We start from the raw sequence: 16,276 nt of genomic DNA on the forward strand, positions 1-16,276 counted from the left end.
CTACTATTGAAGAAGAACAAGAAAAAGTTACAAATGGAAGTCAAAAAGATGAGTACATACAGAAGCTAGATTCGATTGATGCTGGTTTAGCAGATCTTGAGCATTTGTATACTAATAAAGATAATACAGAAATTTTAAAAGCAGAAAAAGAAACATATAAAAGATGGGATAATGTCTTAAACGAAATTTATGCTCTGTTAAAACAGCAACTTTCTAGTGGTGACATGGAGAGTTTAAAAGGAGTACAAATAAAGTGGATTAAAGACAAAGAGAGTTCTGCCAAAAATGCGGCTTCAAAGTATGCTGACGATGAAATGAAAGAAATTACAAAGTATAAAATTGAAGCTCAATATACGAAAGAAAGATGTTATGAGCTAGTAAAAAATTATATGAAATAAACAAGTGAAAAAGAGAGTTTTAAAATCTATGCTTTACATGCCTCATACTGTCCATATTGCTCGACGTTCATCTACATCGAAGCGGATAAAAAATTATTATTTCTAGTTTAGCATTTTAAAACTTACATTGTAAAAAACCGCACTTAGTTACATTCCGGAGAACTATCATTAAGTGTGGTTTATAAAAAACTAACTAAAATGTACATTTTAGTTAGTTTTTTATTTTTCATCGTGTGATGTTAATTTATTGATGAGATTTTTAAGTGTCTTCATCGTTTCAGGATTGTTTGTATCTATTAATTGGTTATTATTTAACTTCTTTTAGCAAATGTTTTTTGGTAGCGTCAGCTACAAATGTCTTTTGTACAGAAAGTATAGCGACAGGGACGCAATTATGCTGAGACATAATTGATAGGCATAAATATGGTGGGATATAAAAAAGGTAGCTGACGAATTCATCAGCTACCAATCTTATTTTTCAAGCTTTGTTAATGTTTTACCGCTCCAACCAAAGATAATCGTCAAAACTGGTCCGAGTAGACAGAAGAAGGTAAATGGCAGGTAAGATGTTGTTGGTATATCTAGTACACTAGCAATGAAAATACCACAAACACTCCATGGAACAAGAGGATTGACTACAGTTCCTGCGTCCTCCATAACTCGGGATAAATTTTTAGGGGCAAGCCCTACCTTCTCAAATTGTGCTTTAAATGCTTCACCAGTAAGTAGGATGGATAAATATTGCTCACCAATTAATGTGTTTACACCAATCCCCGTAATGGCTGCACCTGTAATGACAGAGCCAGCACTTTTAAAGAGGCTCTCTACCTTCGCTAAAATACTTTGAATAATGCCGAGCGTAAATAGAAGACCGCCCATTGTTAATGCTAATAAGACTAAGGCAATTGTAAATAGCATACTGTTCATACCACCGCGAGACAGTAATGCATCTACACCTTTATCACCCGTACTAGATACATAGCCTTCAAAAAGGATTTTAAAGACATTCGATAAGGCAATCGGTTCTTGTATGTAGGCAAGTCCAACGCCAATAATGGAGACGACTGCGAGTGTGATAAGTGCAGGCGCTTTATAAAAAGTCATAATAACAAGAACAACAATTGGCAATAATGTATACCAATGAATAAGTCCAGTTGACAGTAAGCCCTCTTTAAATTGCTCAACTGTTTCAAACGAATTATTTCCACCTGTTGGCGATAATATTGCATAAAGGACGAATGAGATCACGAAAGCTGGAATCGTTGTCCAACCCATATTTTTAATATGCTCGAAAAGATCTACACCAACCGTCCCAGATGCAAGATTTGTTGTATCCGAAAGGGGAGACATTTTATCCCCAAAGAAAGCTCCTGAAACAATCGCACCAGCTGTTATAGCTAAAGAGATGTCCATTGCACCCGCGATTCCCATAAAGGCAACGCCCACTGTTGCTACAGTAGTTAAAGAACTACCAACTGAAACACCAACGATACTACAAATCAAAAATACAATGGCAAAGAAAAAGCTTGGTGAAACTGTTAAAAAACCATAGTAGATCAGTGTTGGAATTGTACCACCCATAATCCAACTCGAAATTAAAATACCAATAAAGAAGAAAATGAAAACTGCCCCAAGTCCAGCACTTGCACCTGCAACCATCCCAGCTTCAAGCTCACGAAACGGAACTTTTTTTAGTAATCCATAGGCAATTAAAAGTGAAATGACAAGAAAAATAGGTATATGGGGTGTTGATTTTAAATACCCAATACTGTATGCCATCGTGGCAATAATTAAAAGTATAATAAAGCTTGCCTCGATAAATCGAGGGTTACTCTTTGCTTCTATTCGAAACATGCTAATCCTCCTACTAGTTACTTCTTCGCTTCAACGCGGTGAAGCCTAAAAGAATTATAGCACGCTAATAAATTTTGTCAATTGACTGATAAATTTTATTAATGAAATCGGTTGTATTTTTCTTTAATGGATACTGAAATAATCCCATGCATTTTTAACAATTAATGTACAAGTCATGATGATAAAAATAATACGCATCATTTTTGTCCCACGTTTCAGCGCAAATTTTGAACCCATTATGGCACCAAAGATCATGACGAAGCCCATCGGTAGGCCGTATAAAAAATTTACTTTTCCTAATAGTAAAAACATAGCCAGCGCAGCTAAGTTCGATGTAAAATTAAAGGCTTTAGCATTACCAGCGGCCTGCAAAAAATCATTGCCCATCATTAATAAAATGAAAATAAAAAAAGAACCAGTGCCAGGTCCGAAGAAACCATCGTAAAAGCCAACAGCTGCAAAAGCCCCAACAAAGGCCATTTTCTTAACAGTACTTAATGTCCGCTCTTCAGGTTGCTGTCCCCAATCTTTTTTGAAAACCGTATAAGCCGTAACAAGGACGAGCATAACTAGCATAAGAGGTTTTAAAATAGCTGGTGATACGAGATGCACGGTGTATGCTCCAATAAATGAACCAATAAAAATAAAAGGCATTATTTTCTTATTCTTTTTAATATCAACCTTGCCAGCTCGTAAAAAAGTTAACATGCTAGTCCCATTACTAATTGTATTTGCGAGTTTGTTTGTGGCAATCGCTGTACTTGGCGGTAAACCAACCGCCATAAGGGCAGGCAATGAAATTAATCCTCCGCCACCGACAATCGCATTTAAAAAGGATGCGATAAAGCCTAGTACTAAAAGTATTACAAGTGATAGTAAATCGATGTCCATATGTATGATACTCACAACCTTTTTATCGCATACTGTGTAACTTACACTATTCTAATAACAGTACTGCGAATTGTAATAAATGACAATGGAGTATTTCATTTCTAATGTAAATATCGTTTACAATTCCTTAACATTTATAATGATGAAAAAAATAGAAGGGAAAAAAGTTTTTCAAGTATTTTTATAAAAATAAAAGAAAAAATGGGTATATTTAAAGAAAAATCGAACATTTTTGTTACTGAGTTTCCAACGTTTTCAACTTGGAAAAGTACCTAGAATTAATTGTGGCAAATTTTATATTACATTTTTGTAAATTCAACTTGTTTATGTTTAAAAATCTGTAGAAGTATGTGAAAGTTTTGTTATGATGATTGCAGAAATCGACAATATTCATTCAACAGGAGGAACATGATGTTCAACTCAAACAAGCAAGATCCATTTTTTAAGGCATTGTTAAACATTTCTAAAAACGTTAAAGAAGGTATTTATTACGCTCATAACGCACGTATTGAAAATATAGATTCACTAAAAGAAATCGCAGACACAATGAAGCGATATGAAACAAGTGGAGATAAATTGATTCACGAGCTGATCGTCATGCTCAATAAATCATTTATGACACCAATAGAGCGTGAAGATATTTTAGCACTTGCCAATAAATTAGATGATGTTATTGATGGAATGGAAGGCTGTATTGCTCATTTTGACATGTACAATTTAACAGAAGTGACAGACCCGATGCGCCAATTCTTAACATATATTGCGAAAAGTACAGACGAAATGGTCCAAGCAATGGAGCTATTAAATAGTAAAAAGCTTGTTGAAATGCGTAAACATGCTATTCAAATTAAGGACTATGAGCGTGAATGTGATGAAATTTTCCGCTCTTCTATGAAGCAATTATTTATTCAAGAAAAAGATCCGATGCGCATCATGGTGTTCAAGAGTATATACGAACAATTTGAAGATATTGCAGACTACTGTCAAACTGTAGCAAATACAATTGAAACAATAATTATGCGTAACGCGTAAGATGGAGAGTACGAAATGGATACGATATTACTGATAACAATATTAGTCGTTATATTTGCGCTTGTGTTTGATTTTATTAACGGCTTCCATGATACAGCTAACGCGATCGCAACTTCTGTATCAACAAGGGCATTGAAGCCACGTACAGCAATATATATGGCTGCACTTATGAACTTCATCGGAGCTATTACATTCGTTGGGGTAGCGAAAGCATTAACAAAGGATATTGTTGACCCGTTCAGCTTAAATGCTTTTACTGGAGATACTACAGGTTCTGTCGTTATTTTAGCGGCATTATTATCAGCGATCACATGGAATTTAGTAACGTGGTACTTTGGAATTCCGTCTAGTTCATCACATACATTGATCGGTTCTGTGGCTGGTGCTGCCATTGCGGCAGCTGGCTTTAATGTTTTGAACTATAGTGGCTTTATAAAAATCCTTCAGGCGCTTATTTTCTCACCATTACTTGCGTTTGCAGGTGGTTTCTTAATGATGTCTTTATTCAAAGTATTATTTAAGGATATGAATTTATATCGAACGAATAAAGGCTTCCGGACAATGCAAATTGGTACAGCCGCTTTACAATCATTTACACACGGTACAAACGATGCACAAAAGGCGATGGGGATTATTACGCTCGCTTTAATTGCAGGAGGCTTGCATCACACAGACGATATTCCTTTCTGGGTACGTTTTGCAGCAGCATGTGCGATGGGTCTTGGTACTTCTGTAGGTGGTTATAAAATCATCAAAACAGTCGGTGGCAAGATTATGAAAATCCGTCCAGTAAACGGTGTTGCAGCAGACCTTGCTTCTGCATCTATCATTTTCGGTGCAACTTTAATTCACTTACCAGTATCTACAACACATGTTATTTCTTCATCTATCATGGGAGTAGGAACAGCACATCGTGTAAAAGGTGTTAAATGGGGCATGGCACGTAAAATTGTGACAACATGGGTAATCACGATGCCAATTTCCGCAGTCATGGCGGCAGCTATTTACTTTATTTTAAGTTTATTGTTCTAACATAATGAAGGAATGCACAAATTGCGTGCATTCCTTTTTTGTTTGATTAATTGGAATTAGGTTGTCTGAAAGCGATGGATGGGAAAGGCAAAGCGACGGAAAGGCAGGTCTGACCGACGGAAAGAAAAGGCGAAGCGACGGAAAGTCCAGGTAGAACGACTGATGGAAAAGAAGGCGACGGAAAGACCGAGCAGAACGACGGATAGAAATGAAGGAGACGGATTGCTCGCACCTAACGTCGGATTTAAAACGAGAAGTGACGGATATCCAGATCTATGGTAATTATAAAGAAAGTATAAAGTTCAGAAAAAATGTCTTTTTACATAGTAAGGTTAATGCAGGAGGAAAACAGATGAAAGAAAAGCTATTACTGATTGAGGATGATACGGCGATTGGACGTATTGTGAAGGAAACGCTTGAGCAAGAGGGTTACCAAATTACTTGGGCAACAACAGGACTTGAAGGGCTAGCTGATTTTCAAGCAGATTCTTTCGATTTAGTGTTAGTCGATTGGATGTTACCTGAGATGGATGGTCTTACTGTTTGTCAAAATATTCGTTGGGAAAGTGATATACCTATTTTAATGATGAGTGCGCGTAAGGAAGAGGCAGATAAGGTTGAGGGCTTGCAGGGCGCTGATGATTATATTGCGAAGCCGTTTAGCTTAGAGGAGTTAAAGGCACGAGTAGCCTCACACTTACGCCGCTGGAAACGTTATTCGAAAAAAGAAATCGCTGAAGATGTAACATCCTTTGCACACGGCTTAAAAATTGATTGGCAGAAGGAAACAGCGCACCTTGATGATCAAGAGCTTGCCTTAACACAGAAGGAATTTGCCCTGTTAAAACTACTTACGAAAAATCCAAGCCAAACCTTTTCAAAAGAAGAGCTCTATCAGCATATTTGGCAACAGGCGAGCGTAGATGAAACACATACAGTCACAGTACATATAAAGGCGCTTCGAGAAAAGCTAAAAGACCCAGTCAAATCACCGTATTATATACAAACAGTATGGGGCAAGGGTTACCGCTTTATCGGTGAACTATTATGAAGATTAAAACATGGTTACTCATCACTTTTTTTATCGTGATGGTTTTACCGATAACAGGTGCTTATAGCCTTTATGTGTGGATTAATGCCTATTATCAAGATAAAAACGTTGCTGAGTATTTCGAAAAATTAACAGAGCTCAATCAGGTAAAATCTGTTCTCGAAAATCCTATGTACTATACAAAAAATGCGGATAGAAAAGATATTGAAGCACTAACGAATGATCATCTCGCAATTACGCTTTATTCGAAATCAGGCTTGTTTTTGTATTCCTCAAATCCATTGAAATCGTTGTCGGTGATTGATTCTAAAGATATTATTTTTAAAGGTTTATATGAGCTAAAGCAAAATTACAATGCCTTTACTTATAAAGAACCTGTTTATCAAGATGGAGAATTGCTTGGGGTTTATGAGATTCAATTAGTGAGGACGGATTGGGTAAAAGGAGTAGAAAGTCGTTCTTGGCTTGTAATAGCTAGCTCTATATTATTATTTCTCCTTATTTATTTTGCAGTTATGATACTGCTTAACCGTAAATTAAATCGACCGTTACATGAACTGATGCGGCAAATGCGTGCTTTTGCAAAGGGGGCGCATGTGGAATCGAATTTAGGAGTAAGAAAAGATGAAATTGGGGAACTTGCTCAAACCTTTCTTGCCATGCAGGACGAAATTGAAACTGCGCGTACTCACATAAAAGCAGAACAACAGCAAAAGGAGTTAATGATTGCTAGTATTTCCCATGATTTGAAAACACCTCTTACAGCTATTCAAGCATATGCTGAGTCTCTGCAAAGCAAGTCGTTATCAGAAGAACAGGAAGAAGAGTATCGACAGATTATTTTAACAAAGTCTGAAACGATGAAGCATATGTTAGAGGATTTACTAATGTACACTTTACTGCAATCGGCAAGCTATCATCTAGAACTTGTTGCAGTAGATGGGGCAGAGTATTTTGAAATGGCACTATCTGATTATGAGCAACTATGCAAGGATCAAGGATTTATGCTTGAAGTTACTTGTGACATAGAGGGTATGTATGAAGTGCATCCGAAGCAGCTTCAACGGGTGATCGACAATTTAATGAGTAATGCTTGGCGCTATGGAGTAGTAGGTACAACGATAGGCTTAGCAGCCGTGAATGCTGGAGAGTGTCCTAAAGAGTGCTTTGATTTTGTATCGCCAGCACTGAATAAGCAGGATGGAATGTATATCATTGTGCAAAATAGCGGGCAAGGTGTAAAAAAAGAGGATATCGAGAAGTTATTCGATCCCATGTACCAAGCAGATTCAGCACGAACTAAGGCTGGGGAGCGAGGCACTGGACTAGGATTAAATATAGCAAAACAAATAATAGAAAAACACGGTGGGACAGTAGAGCTTGTATCGAAAGAAGGCTATGGTACAGCTGTACTTTGCTGGTTGCCACCATTTAAAGGAGAGATTTCATAATGAATTGGAAAAAATCATTACGTGCAGCAGGTTTAGTTGTCGCACTAACATTTAGCTTAGTAGGTTGTAATACAGAAGGGTCATATTCACCACAGGAAATTATCGATCAAGCATTACAGGAAACGAAAGAACCACTTACTTATTACGGTGAATACACAATGGATATGGGTGACATTGGTGGAAAAGCTCAAGTCAAGGAGTGGACTAAAGATGGTAAACGACGTATTGAGATGACAGCAGAAAATGGTGAGCATATCATCACAGTCAACAATGGTTCACAGATTATTATGTATGATGTTGTAAAAAACACTGTTCATAAAATGGATATTGGCAAAGATAGTTTAGGTGCATTCCCATCACCAAGAGATCAGGCAGAATCACTATTTAATATAGTAAAGGATACACATGATGTGAAAATTGCAGGGGAGGAGGAGATTGCTGGAAGAGATACGTATAAAATCGTAGCGAAAGCCAAAAAAGAGGATACTTTACTAGGTGAGATGGAAGTATGGGTTGATAAAAAAACATGGGTAACGTTAAAAACAATAACGAATAGTGCTGGAAGTAAAATGACATCAGAGTATACGAAAATGGATGAAAATGCAAAAATTGATGATGCACAATTTACACTTGATATTCCAAAGGATGCAAAAGTGGAAGAAATAGGTGTACCTGAATCTGAGTCAGTGACACTGGATACAGTGAAAGAACAGCTTGGCGAATTTTTAATGGTGCCAGAAGGAAATGGACTAACTTTGGAGGATATTTCTTTAGAGAATGTGCAAGAAGACCGTTCAGTATATACTTTTACTTATTTAAAGAATGGTCAGCAAGATATTTTAGTTACAGTTTTAAAAGCTAAAAGTAATGATACAAAGGAAGAGCCTATCGTTGGTATAAAAGAAATGGACATCCGAGGTCAAAAAGGAACTTTTATGGATGAGAATAAATTCAGCTATATTGATTGGCAGGAAAATGGCTATCAATATAGCATTATGAATGGAAATTCTGAGCGAACAATCGAAGACCTCGTAGCCTATGCAAAACAAATGACCATCGTTAAATGAGGTGAGTTTTATGAAAAGAAATGAATTTATCAAATGTCTCGCATTGTTTTTATTTAGCACAGTTTTTTTATACGGTGTAGGTGAAACATATGACGTTCCTTGGCTGCAATTTCATTTCTTCGGACAATACAATGATGAAGGTTTTTATTTCAGTTTTAGTTCTTTAACCCCTATACTTGGCGGCTTACTAATTGTTGCGCTATATGAAATGAAAATTAAGAGACTTATTTAACTTCTTTCAGCAAATGTTTTATGTAACGTAAGTGAAACGGCAGTTACAAATGTCTTTTGTACCGAAAGCGTACACGACAGGTACAGGTGTCCAAACACCCGCTGAAATAGAGGAACTCAGGCTAAGAAATTCACATCCTGTGAAAACGACTGAGTGACCAACATCGTGTTGTTGCTGACCCTACGCTTTCGCACAAAAAACATCTGCAGGCCTAAGCACAAAGCCGATTCCGGAAGCAAATATGGCGAGGCATAATTGATTATGAGGTAAATCCACTTTAAAAAAGAGTGGATTTTCTTTTTTGTCTTGATTTAGTCCACTTTTAAAAACGTGGATTTTTTAGCGTTGATGAAATACAGACAATAAAATCTCATTAATGATGATTAGTATAGTAAATACAGTAGCTAATTGTGTTCGGCCTGTAGCATATAGAGCTAAGGCGGCTAGAGAGAATATCACAAATTCAAACATAAAATGCGAAATCCCACTCAACGGAAATGTTGCTTTGGGTGAACCAAACATACTCCAAAGAACTACGAACAAAGCGGGTGCTCCAATGCCTAGTAAAAGCTTAAAAAACATGCCTTTCCCAGTTTGTATACCCCAATATCCAAAAGCCATTAACACACAAATTTCTAATAGAAAGCGAAGAACTAAATTCAACACCATAGTATCCCTCCGAAAAATTGGTTTTTGAAAGGGTAAACATAAACACTGATAAAGTGAAAAGAATTGCTGATAAGTACGTCGCTTACCGATAGAGTCGCAACTTCTAACTTAAGCTATTTGTTGTAAATGAGTTTTTGTAAAGGCTTCATCATATTTTAATCCATAGCCTAGTGCACGATCTAAAAATATATGAGCTAGCCAAATTATAGAGGCCATTAGTAGCGGTGATGATACAGTGACAAAGCCTATAATTAAGAGAATGGCTGGCAAGGCTAAACTATGGCCAATGTTGTAAAACAACGCGCCGACTTTAGTGTTTACTATGTAGCCTAACATCGTTATATCAGGTAGTAATAAAAGCAGTGCAAAATATAGGAGCGAAAATTCAAAATGCCAGTAGAAAAATACAGTTACTAAAAATGCTATTAAATATTCCAATGAGATTATTTTACGTAGTTTTATGATGAACACTTCCTTCTTGTAATTTATTATACATATCCTCGATCAGTGAGCCGATGACTAACTTATTTTCAGCATATTTGCCTTCAGCCAATAATGTTTGAGTGAGTTGTAAGGATTGTAGTGCCTGCTGATAAAAAAATAACTGCTGCTCAATATGGGCGATTTTTCCTGAGAATAGCTGTACTGTTTCTTGATTGCAGGAATCTGAAATAGGCTTTTGCTCTAGTGTAAGGAGCTGTTTGATTTCTTGTAATGTAAAGCCAACCTGTCTTAATACTAAAATAAATTTTATTGTATGTTCACAAGTGACATCGTAGACGCGATAGCCATTGTCCTGTTTACTTGGATGTAATAATCCTTCTTTTTCATAGTAACGTACGGTATCAGTAGATAAATTATACTTAGCTGCAAATTGTTTGATAAGCATGTGAGCACCTCCTAAATTTATCCTAACATTGGAGTATGCTCCAAGGTCAATACGATAATTGAAATTTTTTGAAATTAAGTGAAACGGTCATTTATTGGCAGTCGTTTATAGTGTAAGAGGGGGAGGTGGACGGCATACTTGAAAAAATGATGGATGAACATGCAGAGCATTTATTGCGTCTCGCCTATTTTTACGTGAAAAATAGACACGCGGCAGAGGATATCGTGCAGGAGGTATTTATAAAATTTTCTCAGCACGCGTATGAGGAACGTGGGCAGCTACGTGCTTATTTATCTAGGTTAACGATTAATAAAAGCAAGGATTATTTAAAAAGTTGGCATTATAAAAAATTGATTTTACAAGAAAAAATATTTCCTGAGAAGGCTAACATACAACGCGATACACTGGTTGAAGCGGAGGAAAGATCGCATATCGGAGCAGCTATTCTAAAGCTTCCACTAACATATAGAGAGCCAATCATCCTTTACTATTATGAAGAGATGAAGATTGCCGAAATAGCACAGGTTCTAGGTATTGTAGAAAACACTGTTAAAACAAGGTTAAAAAGGGCAAGAGAAGCCTTAAAGTCTCAACTAAAGCTAGAGGAATGGGAGGTGCTTGGACATGAATGAATGGCAAAAAGAGTTGGTGAGAGTGGCAGGGGATATGGTAGAGAGTAAGGAGCGTATCAAAAATCGTGTCTTACAGCAGCAGGTTGTCAAACCTAAAAAGCCCATTCGTTTCGTGCTTTTAACGGCAATTGTGACGTTTTGCTTAGTTGGATTTGTCATAGTGCAACTACTAAATAAGGAAACGCGACAATCGGCAAATTTGTTTAACGATACGCAGCTTGTTCATTTTGAAAATATTATGCGGATCAATTGGGGTAAACAAGACGAGGAATTTTATACAATAGAGGCATTTGAACGCTACAAAAAGGTAATTGCCACTTATTATTATGCGAAGTCACTTGGTCTTCAATATTCTGAGGCTGAGCTAAAGGCTGTAAGGAAGGAGCATTATGACGAGCTTATTATGTTACAACAATCACCTGAATATGCAGAGCTTTTAAAAGAGAAGGGAGTCGATAAATACTTTACAACGTATGTGGAGCCGTTGTTACCGATGTATACAGCTAAAAAAAAGCTTGGTACCTTTTACTTGGGGAAGTACCCCACTCTCCCGAACGGTATAGTACAAGAAATAGCCGCTCAAGATGCCATCCGTTATTTTGATAAACATTTTGCAGAACAGGTAAAAACGTTTCAGGAGCAAAATGAAATCAAGAATTATTCAAGTAATTCACATGGAATTACGTATGTGGGAACAGTCATAAAAGTAGAATCCAATACCTTTCTATTTGTTGAAGAGGCTATTCCAGAAGACTTAGGAAAACTTTCGCAAGTGCAAATCATGAATAAGTACCCAAAAGCAACTTGGTATCCGGTTTTAGATGATTTCCCAGTAAAGCAAGGAGATTATGTTCGTATAGAATCAAATAGGAATGAGTCAATTGATGAAAATGGAAGTGTTACACACTACGGCGTTTTAAACAATGTGGACATTGTTGAACCAACCGTCACGACTAAGCTCAACATTCAAAATGAACAGGAAGTCATGCAATTCTTTCGACAAACAGAGTGGCAGCCTACTGAAGATACAGGAAGCCCTCCAGGTTATTCATTTATGCTAGAGGGAGTTCGTGTAGATGTCTGGGATAGTCACGATCAATCACTTTATTTGTATAAAGTGGGTTACGGTACTGCACATCTTAGTCAAAAAAGGTCGGAAGAGTTAAAGAAGCTTTTAGGTATTAAAGAACCTTAACAGGCAAAGCTACTTCTTGTATCCATATAGGTGTATGATAATATAATAGGCTGACCTCGCCATTTGGACTTTTGCTTTATGACGAGGTTTGCCTTGTTTAGTATTTTAATCGTTTTGATTTCAATGCGGAAATCCACCCAACATTCTTCAAGTCTCTTTAAAGAAGAGGCTTGTTTTTTCTTTGTTGGGAAATTATAGTTTTTGTACTGTCTTAAATATTCTCCATATAAAAAGAGTCATATTTACATAGGGGATATCATCTTTTTAGGAGAAATGAATCATCGAATGTTATTTTGAGGTTAATTTTACTCATTAATTTGAAAATAAATGAGTCTGAGGAATTGTAATATTATGCACATAAAGATAGTATTAAAGAAGTAGGGGTTACAATAAGGAGGGGCGGTATGAACACACAGGAGTTTGAAGAATTATGGATTACGCTCAATGAATTGTATGATGCGAATCGCTTTATAGAATATATAGAATTAAGTAGTGCCGCAATTGAAAGTGCTATTGAGCTTGGTATGTATAAAAAAGCAATTCTGTTATTACGCTATAGCTGTGCAAGCTATTTTCAAACAGGTGATTTGCAAGTGTCCATTAGTGTGCTTGAGCAATATCGCGAATTAACCTTTCAATATGGCGATGATATCGATTTAATCCATCATTATATTTTAGCATCCATTTATTGGGGGACATTTGGCCATATAAAGAAATCTAAAGAGTTTATGATCAAGGGACTAGAGATTGCTGAGCGTATTCAACATACAGATAGCTTAGGGAAAATTTATAATAATTTAAGCGACTTAGAAAACTCTTTAGGGAACTATCAAAAATCGAAGGATTTTGCATTAAAGAGCCTATACTTTGGCAATTATTTTGAGACAAAGCATGAAAATCCTTATTCAGGGGTTATTTATTCAAAAATAAACTTAGCTGTTGCACAAATTTGCTTGGGGGAATTTGATGAAGCAGATGAATTATTGCAAGAGCTGTTACTGATGATTCAGAAACCACCGTATTCCAAGGTACAATTGGAGGTTATGAATGCCTATGCTTTACTTTGTGAAAAACAAGGACGCATTGGCGAGGCCATTGATTTGTATCAAAAGTCGAAGCACTATGCCTTACAAAATAATGATTTAGCGATGCTTCAAACTATATACAATTCTTTAGTGAAGCTTATAGAAGAACAAGGTAATAAACTTGTATTGTGCTCGATACAAAAGGAATATATTGACATATTATTAGAAATACAAAGGGAAAATTATACTCATTTGTTATTTGAGATGGAGTATAATGACCAGAAAAAACGTTTTGAAAAAACTTCCTTTATTGATCCATTAACGAATATTTATAATCGACGTTATTTTGATGAGAATGCAAAGAAAATGCTGGAGAAAGCTTCAGTAGAAAATCAGCAATTAGCATTAATGATGATTGATTTAGACCATTTTAAAGAAATCAATGATACAAATGGTCATTTATTTGGTGATGATGCTTTAACGATTACTGCAACTACATTAAAGGACTATTTTCAATCATTTGAATCGATCGTTGCTCGTTTTGGCGGGGATGAGTTTATTGTGCTTTGTCAATTACAGGAAGGCGAATCTGTTCAAACGATGACGGAAAATCTCTATCAGACATTAAACTCTCTGTCCTTAACAATCAATGATGAGAGCGTTCAGTTGGAATTTAGTATTGGCGTAAGTACAAATAAACAAGTTCGAATTACTGCAGTCGAAGAGTTGATCCATAATGCGGACACAGCACTGTATACGTCAAAGCGCAATGGTCGTAACCAAATCAATGTTTTTAATCATTATAGTGATGCGGTGAATCGTAACTAAACAAGTCAGATGATGGGTATTGACGGTTAAGTGTTACTATCTAGTATTAATCATAAAGGATCTGCTTCATTCCGACGAATAGCCGTTGGAGTTTCGCAGATTCTTTTCTTTTGAAAAAATTTTTAAAAAAGTGAATCGGAAATGAAGCGGCGTCCGTCAGTAGTTTAGAAAGAAGGTGAGGACAACGATGGATATCGAAAATATTATTGCAGAGCACGGTGATTATTTACTAAAGGTTGCTTATTTATATGTGAAAAATGAAGCAACCGCTGAGGACATTGTGCAGGATGTGTTTATCGCCTTTTATCAAAAGCAGGAGCAATTTCGTCAAGAATCATCATTACGTACATATTTAGTGAAAATGACGGTCAATCGAAGCCATGATTATTTGCGTAGCTGGAAAAGTAAACGACTGACACTCTTTGAAAAAATAACAGGGCGTACGACAGCAGTCACGCCTGAAAAAGAATTTCTTGCTAAGTCCACAAAACGAGAGCTAGTAGAAGCTTTGTTTACATTATCCGTAGCCTATAGGGAAGTACTGATTCTCTACTATTTTGAGGATATGACGACAGTGGAAATTGCACAGCTCGTATGTTGTCCTGAAGCAACTATACGTACAAGATTACAACGTGCTAGAAAGCAACTTGCAACAGCAATCGGTGATTATGATTGGGAGGTGTTACGCCATGAATCAATTTAAAGAAGATGTGCTAAAAGAACTTCGGGATGTAAAGCTTACAGATGAAAAAAAACAAGCAATTGCCCAAAAAGCTCGTAGTAAAACTAAACAAAGAAGAAGTAGTCCGTGGCAATATCGTGTGGTACTAGCAACGTTTACGCTTTTTGTCATTGGTTTTAGTTATTTATTATCACACAATAAAAGTTCAGGAAGTCATCAGGCAGCTAGCTTACAGCAAGAAGCGGATACATGGAGCCTATGGACAATTTTACAATACGATTTAGTAAAAGGTATATTGCTTTTTAGCTTTATGGTGGGTCTTGCTTTTTTTATTAAATGGGTGTTAATAAAGAAAGGATATGGCTTACCGGTGTGCATTGAGTGTGGGGAAACTTGGTCAGAGAAGCAAGCTCGAAAAATGTACCGGAAAAATGGACAACTTGAATGTCCTTATTGTGGGAAAAAACAATATCGCTCAAAAAAATCAATGCAAATGGGTGGGATTTTAACGTTCCCGATTCCTCTTATGGTATTTATGCATTTGATTTTTGATAATATTTCTATCGGGACTATTTTCTTTATGGCTGGTGTTCTTATTTATTATCGACTACTAGCACCCTATGTATTTGATTTACAAGAAGATGATCCTATCAACGATCCGCTTTGGTAATTTGTAAAGAGATATTGCTAGCTCTTAACGCAAATGTGGAGGCAATTTAGTTCGAAAAAGGCAGTACCTATTAATATGTAGTAACGATTTTTCGAGTTGCAATTATCTCAAAGAGCAGAGGCTCCATAGTTATTCGCGGATTCTTTAAATGAATAAACGATATGAAAAGCCCCTCCTAATCACTCGATTAGGAAGGGCTTTGATTATTCTTATTTTTGAAACAATTCGATAACCACGTCCGCGAAACATTGAGCGGTTATTCCTCTTGCAAATTAAACTTTCTGCTTGTCAATCTCCTGGTCCTGTGCGGGTTGCTCTGATTGTGCTGGTTGCTCTGATTGTGCTGGTTGCTCTGATTGTGCTGGTTGTTCAGATTGTGTCGGCTGCTCCGATTGTTCTGGCTGTTCAGATTGTGTCGATTGTTCCTCCGACTGCTCTTTCTTCAAGCCGGTTTTTTTACGAATAAAGCCCCAAATCGCGCCGACGGCCACCACAATTATGATCCCGAACTTCTTCAATAGAGGGATGAGTATAGCAAGCAAGCCCGCTTTTTTGGCAACCGCTAGACCCGCGCCTCCAAGAATTAATCCTGTCAAGCCGTATTCAGCTACCTTATCGGTTTTTTTGTCAAAATCCTCATAGCGCTGACCTTGCTTTAAGTTAAACTGCTTTAGGATC

General features: G+C 36.7%; 18 protein-coding genes. 12 read left to right on the top strand and 6 right to left on the bottom strand.

Annotated elements, in window-relative coordinates; translation table 11 throughout:
- Positions 1 to 398, top strand: a 398-nt coding sequence (locus tag ACFXN8_RS04385; RefSeq protein WP_386843074.1) for a lysozyme inhibitor LprI family protein, incomplete at its 5' end; no start/stop codon positions are given.
- A gap of 471 nt (positions 399 to 869) precedes the next feature.
- Here the strand turns inward: ACFXN8_RS04385 and nhaC are convergent.
- Both nhaC and ACFXN8_RS04395 read right to left on the bottom strand, forming a co-directional pair.
- Entirely contained in the window at positions 870 to 2,252 is a 1,383-nt protein-coding gene (gene nhaC, locus ACFXN8_RS04390) for a Na+/H+ antiporter NhaC (protein WP_386843076.1), read from the bottom strand.
- Between the two features lie 123 nt (positions 2,253 to 2,375).
- Positions 2,376 to 3,143: a sulfite exporter TauE/SafE family protein gene (locus tag ACFXN8_RS04395; protein ID WP_386843078.1), complete on the bottom strand. Its 768-nt coding sequence runs from the start codon at positions 3,141 to 3,143 to the stop codon at positions 2,376 to 2,378.
- Positions 3,144 to 3,554: 411 nt separating this feature from the next.
- Here ACFXN8_RS04395 and ACFXN8_RS04400 point away from each other — a divergent pair, with 411 nt between their 5' ends.
- The 6 genes from ACFXN8_RS04400 to ACFXN8_RS04425 all read left to right on the top strand — a co-directional run bounded on the left by ACFXN8_RS04400 (position 3,555) and on the right by ACFXN8_RS04425 (position 9,008).
- Entirely contained in the window at positions 3,555 to 4,175 is a 621-nt protein-coding gene (locus tag ACFXN8_RS04400) for a DUF47 domain-containing protein (RefSeq protein WP_376076784.1), read from the top strand.
- A gap of 15 nt (positions 4,176 to 4,190) precedes the next feature.
- Positions 4,191 to 5,207 (top strand): inorganic phosphate transporter, encoded by a 1,017-nt coding sequence (locus ACFXN8_RS04405; RefSeq protein ID WP_386843080.1) that lies wholly within the window; start codon positions 4,191 to 4,193, stop codon positions 5,205 to 5,207.
- Positions 5,208 to 5,559: 352 nt separating this feature from the next.
- The gene (locus tag ACFXN8_RS04410; protein ID WP_376076742.1) at positions 5,560 to 6,258 is read left to right on the top strand and encodes a response regulator transcription factor; all 699 of its coding nucleotides are present in this window, start codon (positions 5,560 to 5,562) and stop codon (positions 6,256 to 6,258) included.
- Positions 6,255 to 7,709, top strand: a complete 1,455-nt coding sequence (locus tag ACFXN8_RS04415) for a sensor histidine kinase (RefSeq protein WP_386843083.1) — start codon at positions 6,255 to 6,257, stop codon at positions 7,707 to 7,709. Before ACFXN8_RS04410 ends, ACFXN8_RS04415 begins: the two co-directional genes overlap by 4 nt.
- On the top strand, positions 7,709 to 8,776 hold the full coding sequence (locus ACFXN8_RS04420; RefSeq protein ID WP_386843085.1) for a LolA family protein: 1,068 nt from the start codon (positions 7,709 to 7,711) through the stop codon (positions 8,774 to 8,776). Before ACFXN8_RS04415 ends, ACFXN8_RS04420 begins: the two co-directional genes overlap by 1 nt.
- 10 nt (positions 8,777 to 8,786) lie before the next feature.
- Complete coding sequence (locus tag ACFXN8_RS04425) at positions 8,787 to 9,008, top strand: hypothetical protein (RefSeq protein ID WP_386843087.1); 222 nt, start codon at positions 8,787 to 8,789, stop codon at positions 9,006 to 9,008.
- Between the two features lie 339 nt (positions 9,009 to 9,347).
- On the opposite strand, the gene ACFXN8_RS04430 is transcribed toward ACFXN8_RS04425, so the two are convergent.
- The 3 genes from ACFXN8_RS04430 to ACFXN8_RS04440 all read right to left on the bottom strand — a co-directional run bounded on the left by ACFXN8_RS04430 (position 9,348) and on the right by ACFXN8_RS04440 (position 10,566).
- Positions 9,348 to 9,677 carry a YrdB family protein gene (locus tag ACFXN8_RS04430; RefSeq protein ID WP_386843089.1) on the bottom strand — a complete coding sequence of 110 codons (330 nt, stop codon included), beginning with the start codon at positions 9,675 to 9,677 and terminating at the stop codon, positions 9,348 to 9,350.
- A gap of 108 nt (positions 9,678 to 9,785) precedes the next feature.
- Positions 9,786 to 10,148 (bottom strand): DUF4260 domain-containing protein, encoded by a 363-nt coding sequence (locus ACFXN8_RS04435; protein ID WP_386843091.1) that lies wholly within the window; start codon positions 10,146 to 10,148, stop codon positions 9,786 to 9,788.
- Positions 10,126 to 10,566: a MerR family transcriptional regulator gene (locus ACFXN8_RS04440; protein WP_386843093.1), complete on the bottom strand. Its 441-nt coding sequence runs from the start codon at positions 10,564 to 10,566 to the stop codon at positions 10,126 to 10,128. The genes ACFXN8_RS04435 and ACFXN8_RS04440 overlap by 23 nt, the downstream gene beginning before the upstream one ends.
- A 125-nt stretch (positions 10,567 to 10,691) precedes the next feature.
- On the opposite strand from ACFXN8_RS04440, the gene ACFXN8_RS04445 reads away from it, so the two are divergent.
- The 5 genes from ACFXN8_RS04445 (at position 10,692) to ACFXN8_RS04465 (ending at position 15,598) form a co-directional block, all read left to right on the top strand.
- On the top strand, positions 10,692 to 11,198 hold the full coding sequence (locus ACFXN8_RS04445) for a sigma-70 family RNA polymerase sigma factor (RefSeq protein WP_386843095.1): 507 nt from the start codon (positions 10,692 to 10,694) through the stop codon (positions 11,196 to 11,198).
- Entirely contained in the window at positions 11,191 to 12,393 is a 1,203-nt protein-coding gene (locus ACFXN8_RS04450) for a hypothetical protein (protein ID WP_386843097.1), read from the top strand. The genes ACFXN8_RS04445 and ACFXN8_RS04450 overlap by 8 nt, the downstream gene beginning before the upstream one ends.
- A 404-nt stretch (positions 12,394 to 12,797) precedes the next feature.
- Positions 12,798 to 14,246, top strand: a complete 1,449-nt coding sequence (locus ACFXN8_RS04455) for a tetratricopeptide repeat-containing diguanylate cyclase (RefSeq protein ID WP_386843099.1) — start codon at positions 12,798 to 12,800, stop codon at positions 14,244 to 14,246.
- Positions 14,247 to 14,433: 187 nt separating this feature from the next.
- Positions 14,434 to 14,949, top strand: coding sequence for a sigma-70 family RNA polymerase sigma factor (locus tag ACFXN8_RS04460; protein ID WP_386843101.1), 516 nt, complete (start codon positions 14,434 to 14,436; stop codon positions 14,947 to 14,949).
- A complete protein-coding gene (locus tag ACFXN8_RS04465; RefSeq protein ID WP_386843103.1) occupies positions 14,936 to 15,598 on the top strand; it encodes a TIGR04104 family putative zinc finger protein in 663 nt (220 codons plus the stop codon). Before ACFXN8_RS04460 ends, ACFXN8_RS04465 begins: the two co-directional genes overlap by 14 nt.
- 272 nt (positions 15,599 to 15,870) lie before the next feature.
- On the opposite strand, the gene ACFXN8_RS04470 is transcribed toward ACFXN8_RS04465, so the two are convergent.
- A partial coding sequence (locus ACFXN8_RS04470) for a DUF2167 domain-containing protein (RefSeq protein ID WP_386843105.1) occupies positions 15,871 to 16,276 on the bottom strand: 406 nt, incomplete at its 5' end.

The sequence above is a fragment of the Lysinibacillus sp. NPDC059133 genome (assembly GCF_042755925.1).
Taxonomy (GTDB): Bacteria; Bacillota; Bacilli; order Bacillales_A; family Planococcaceae; genus Lysinibacillus.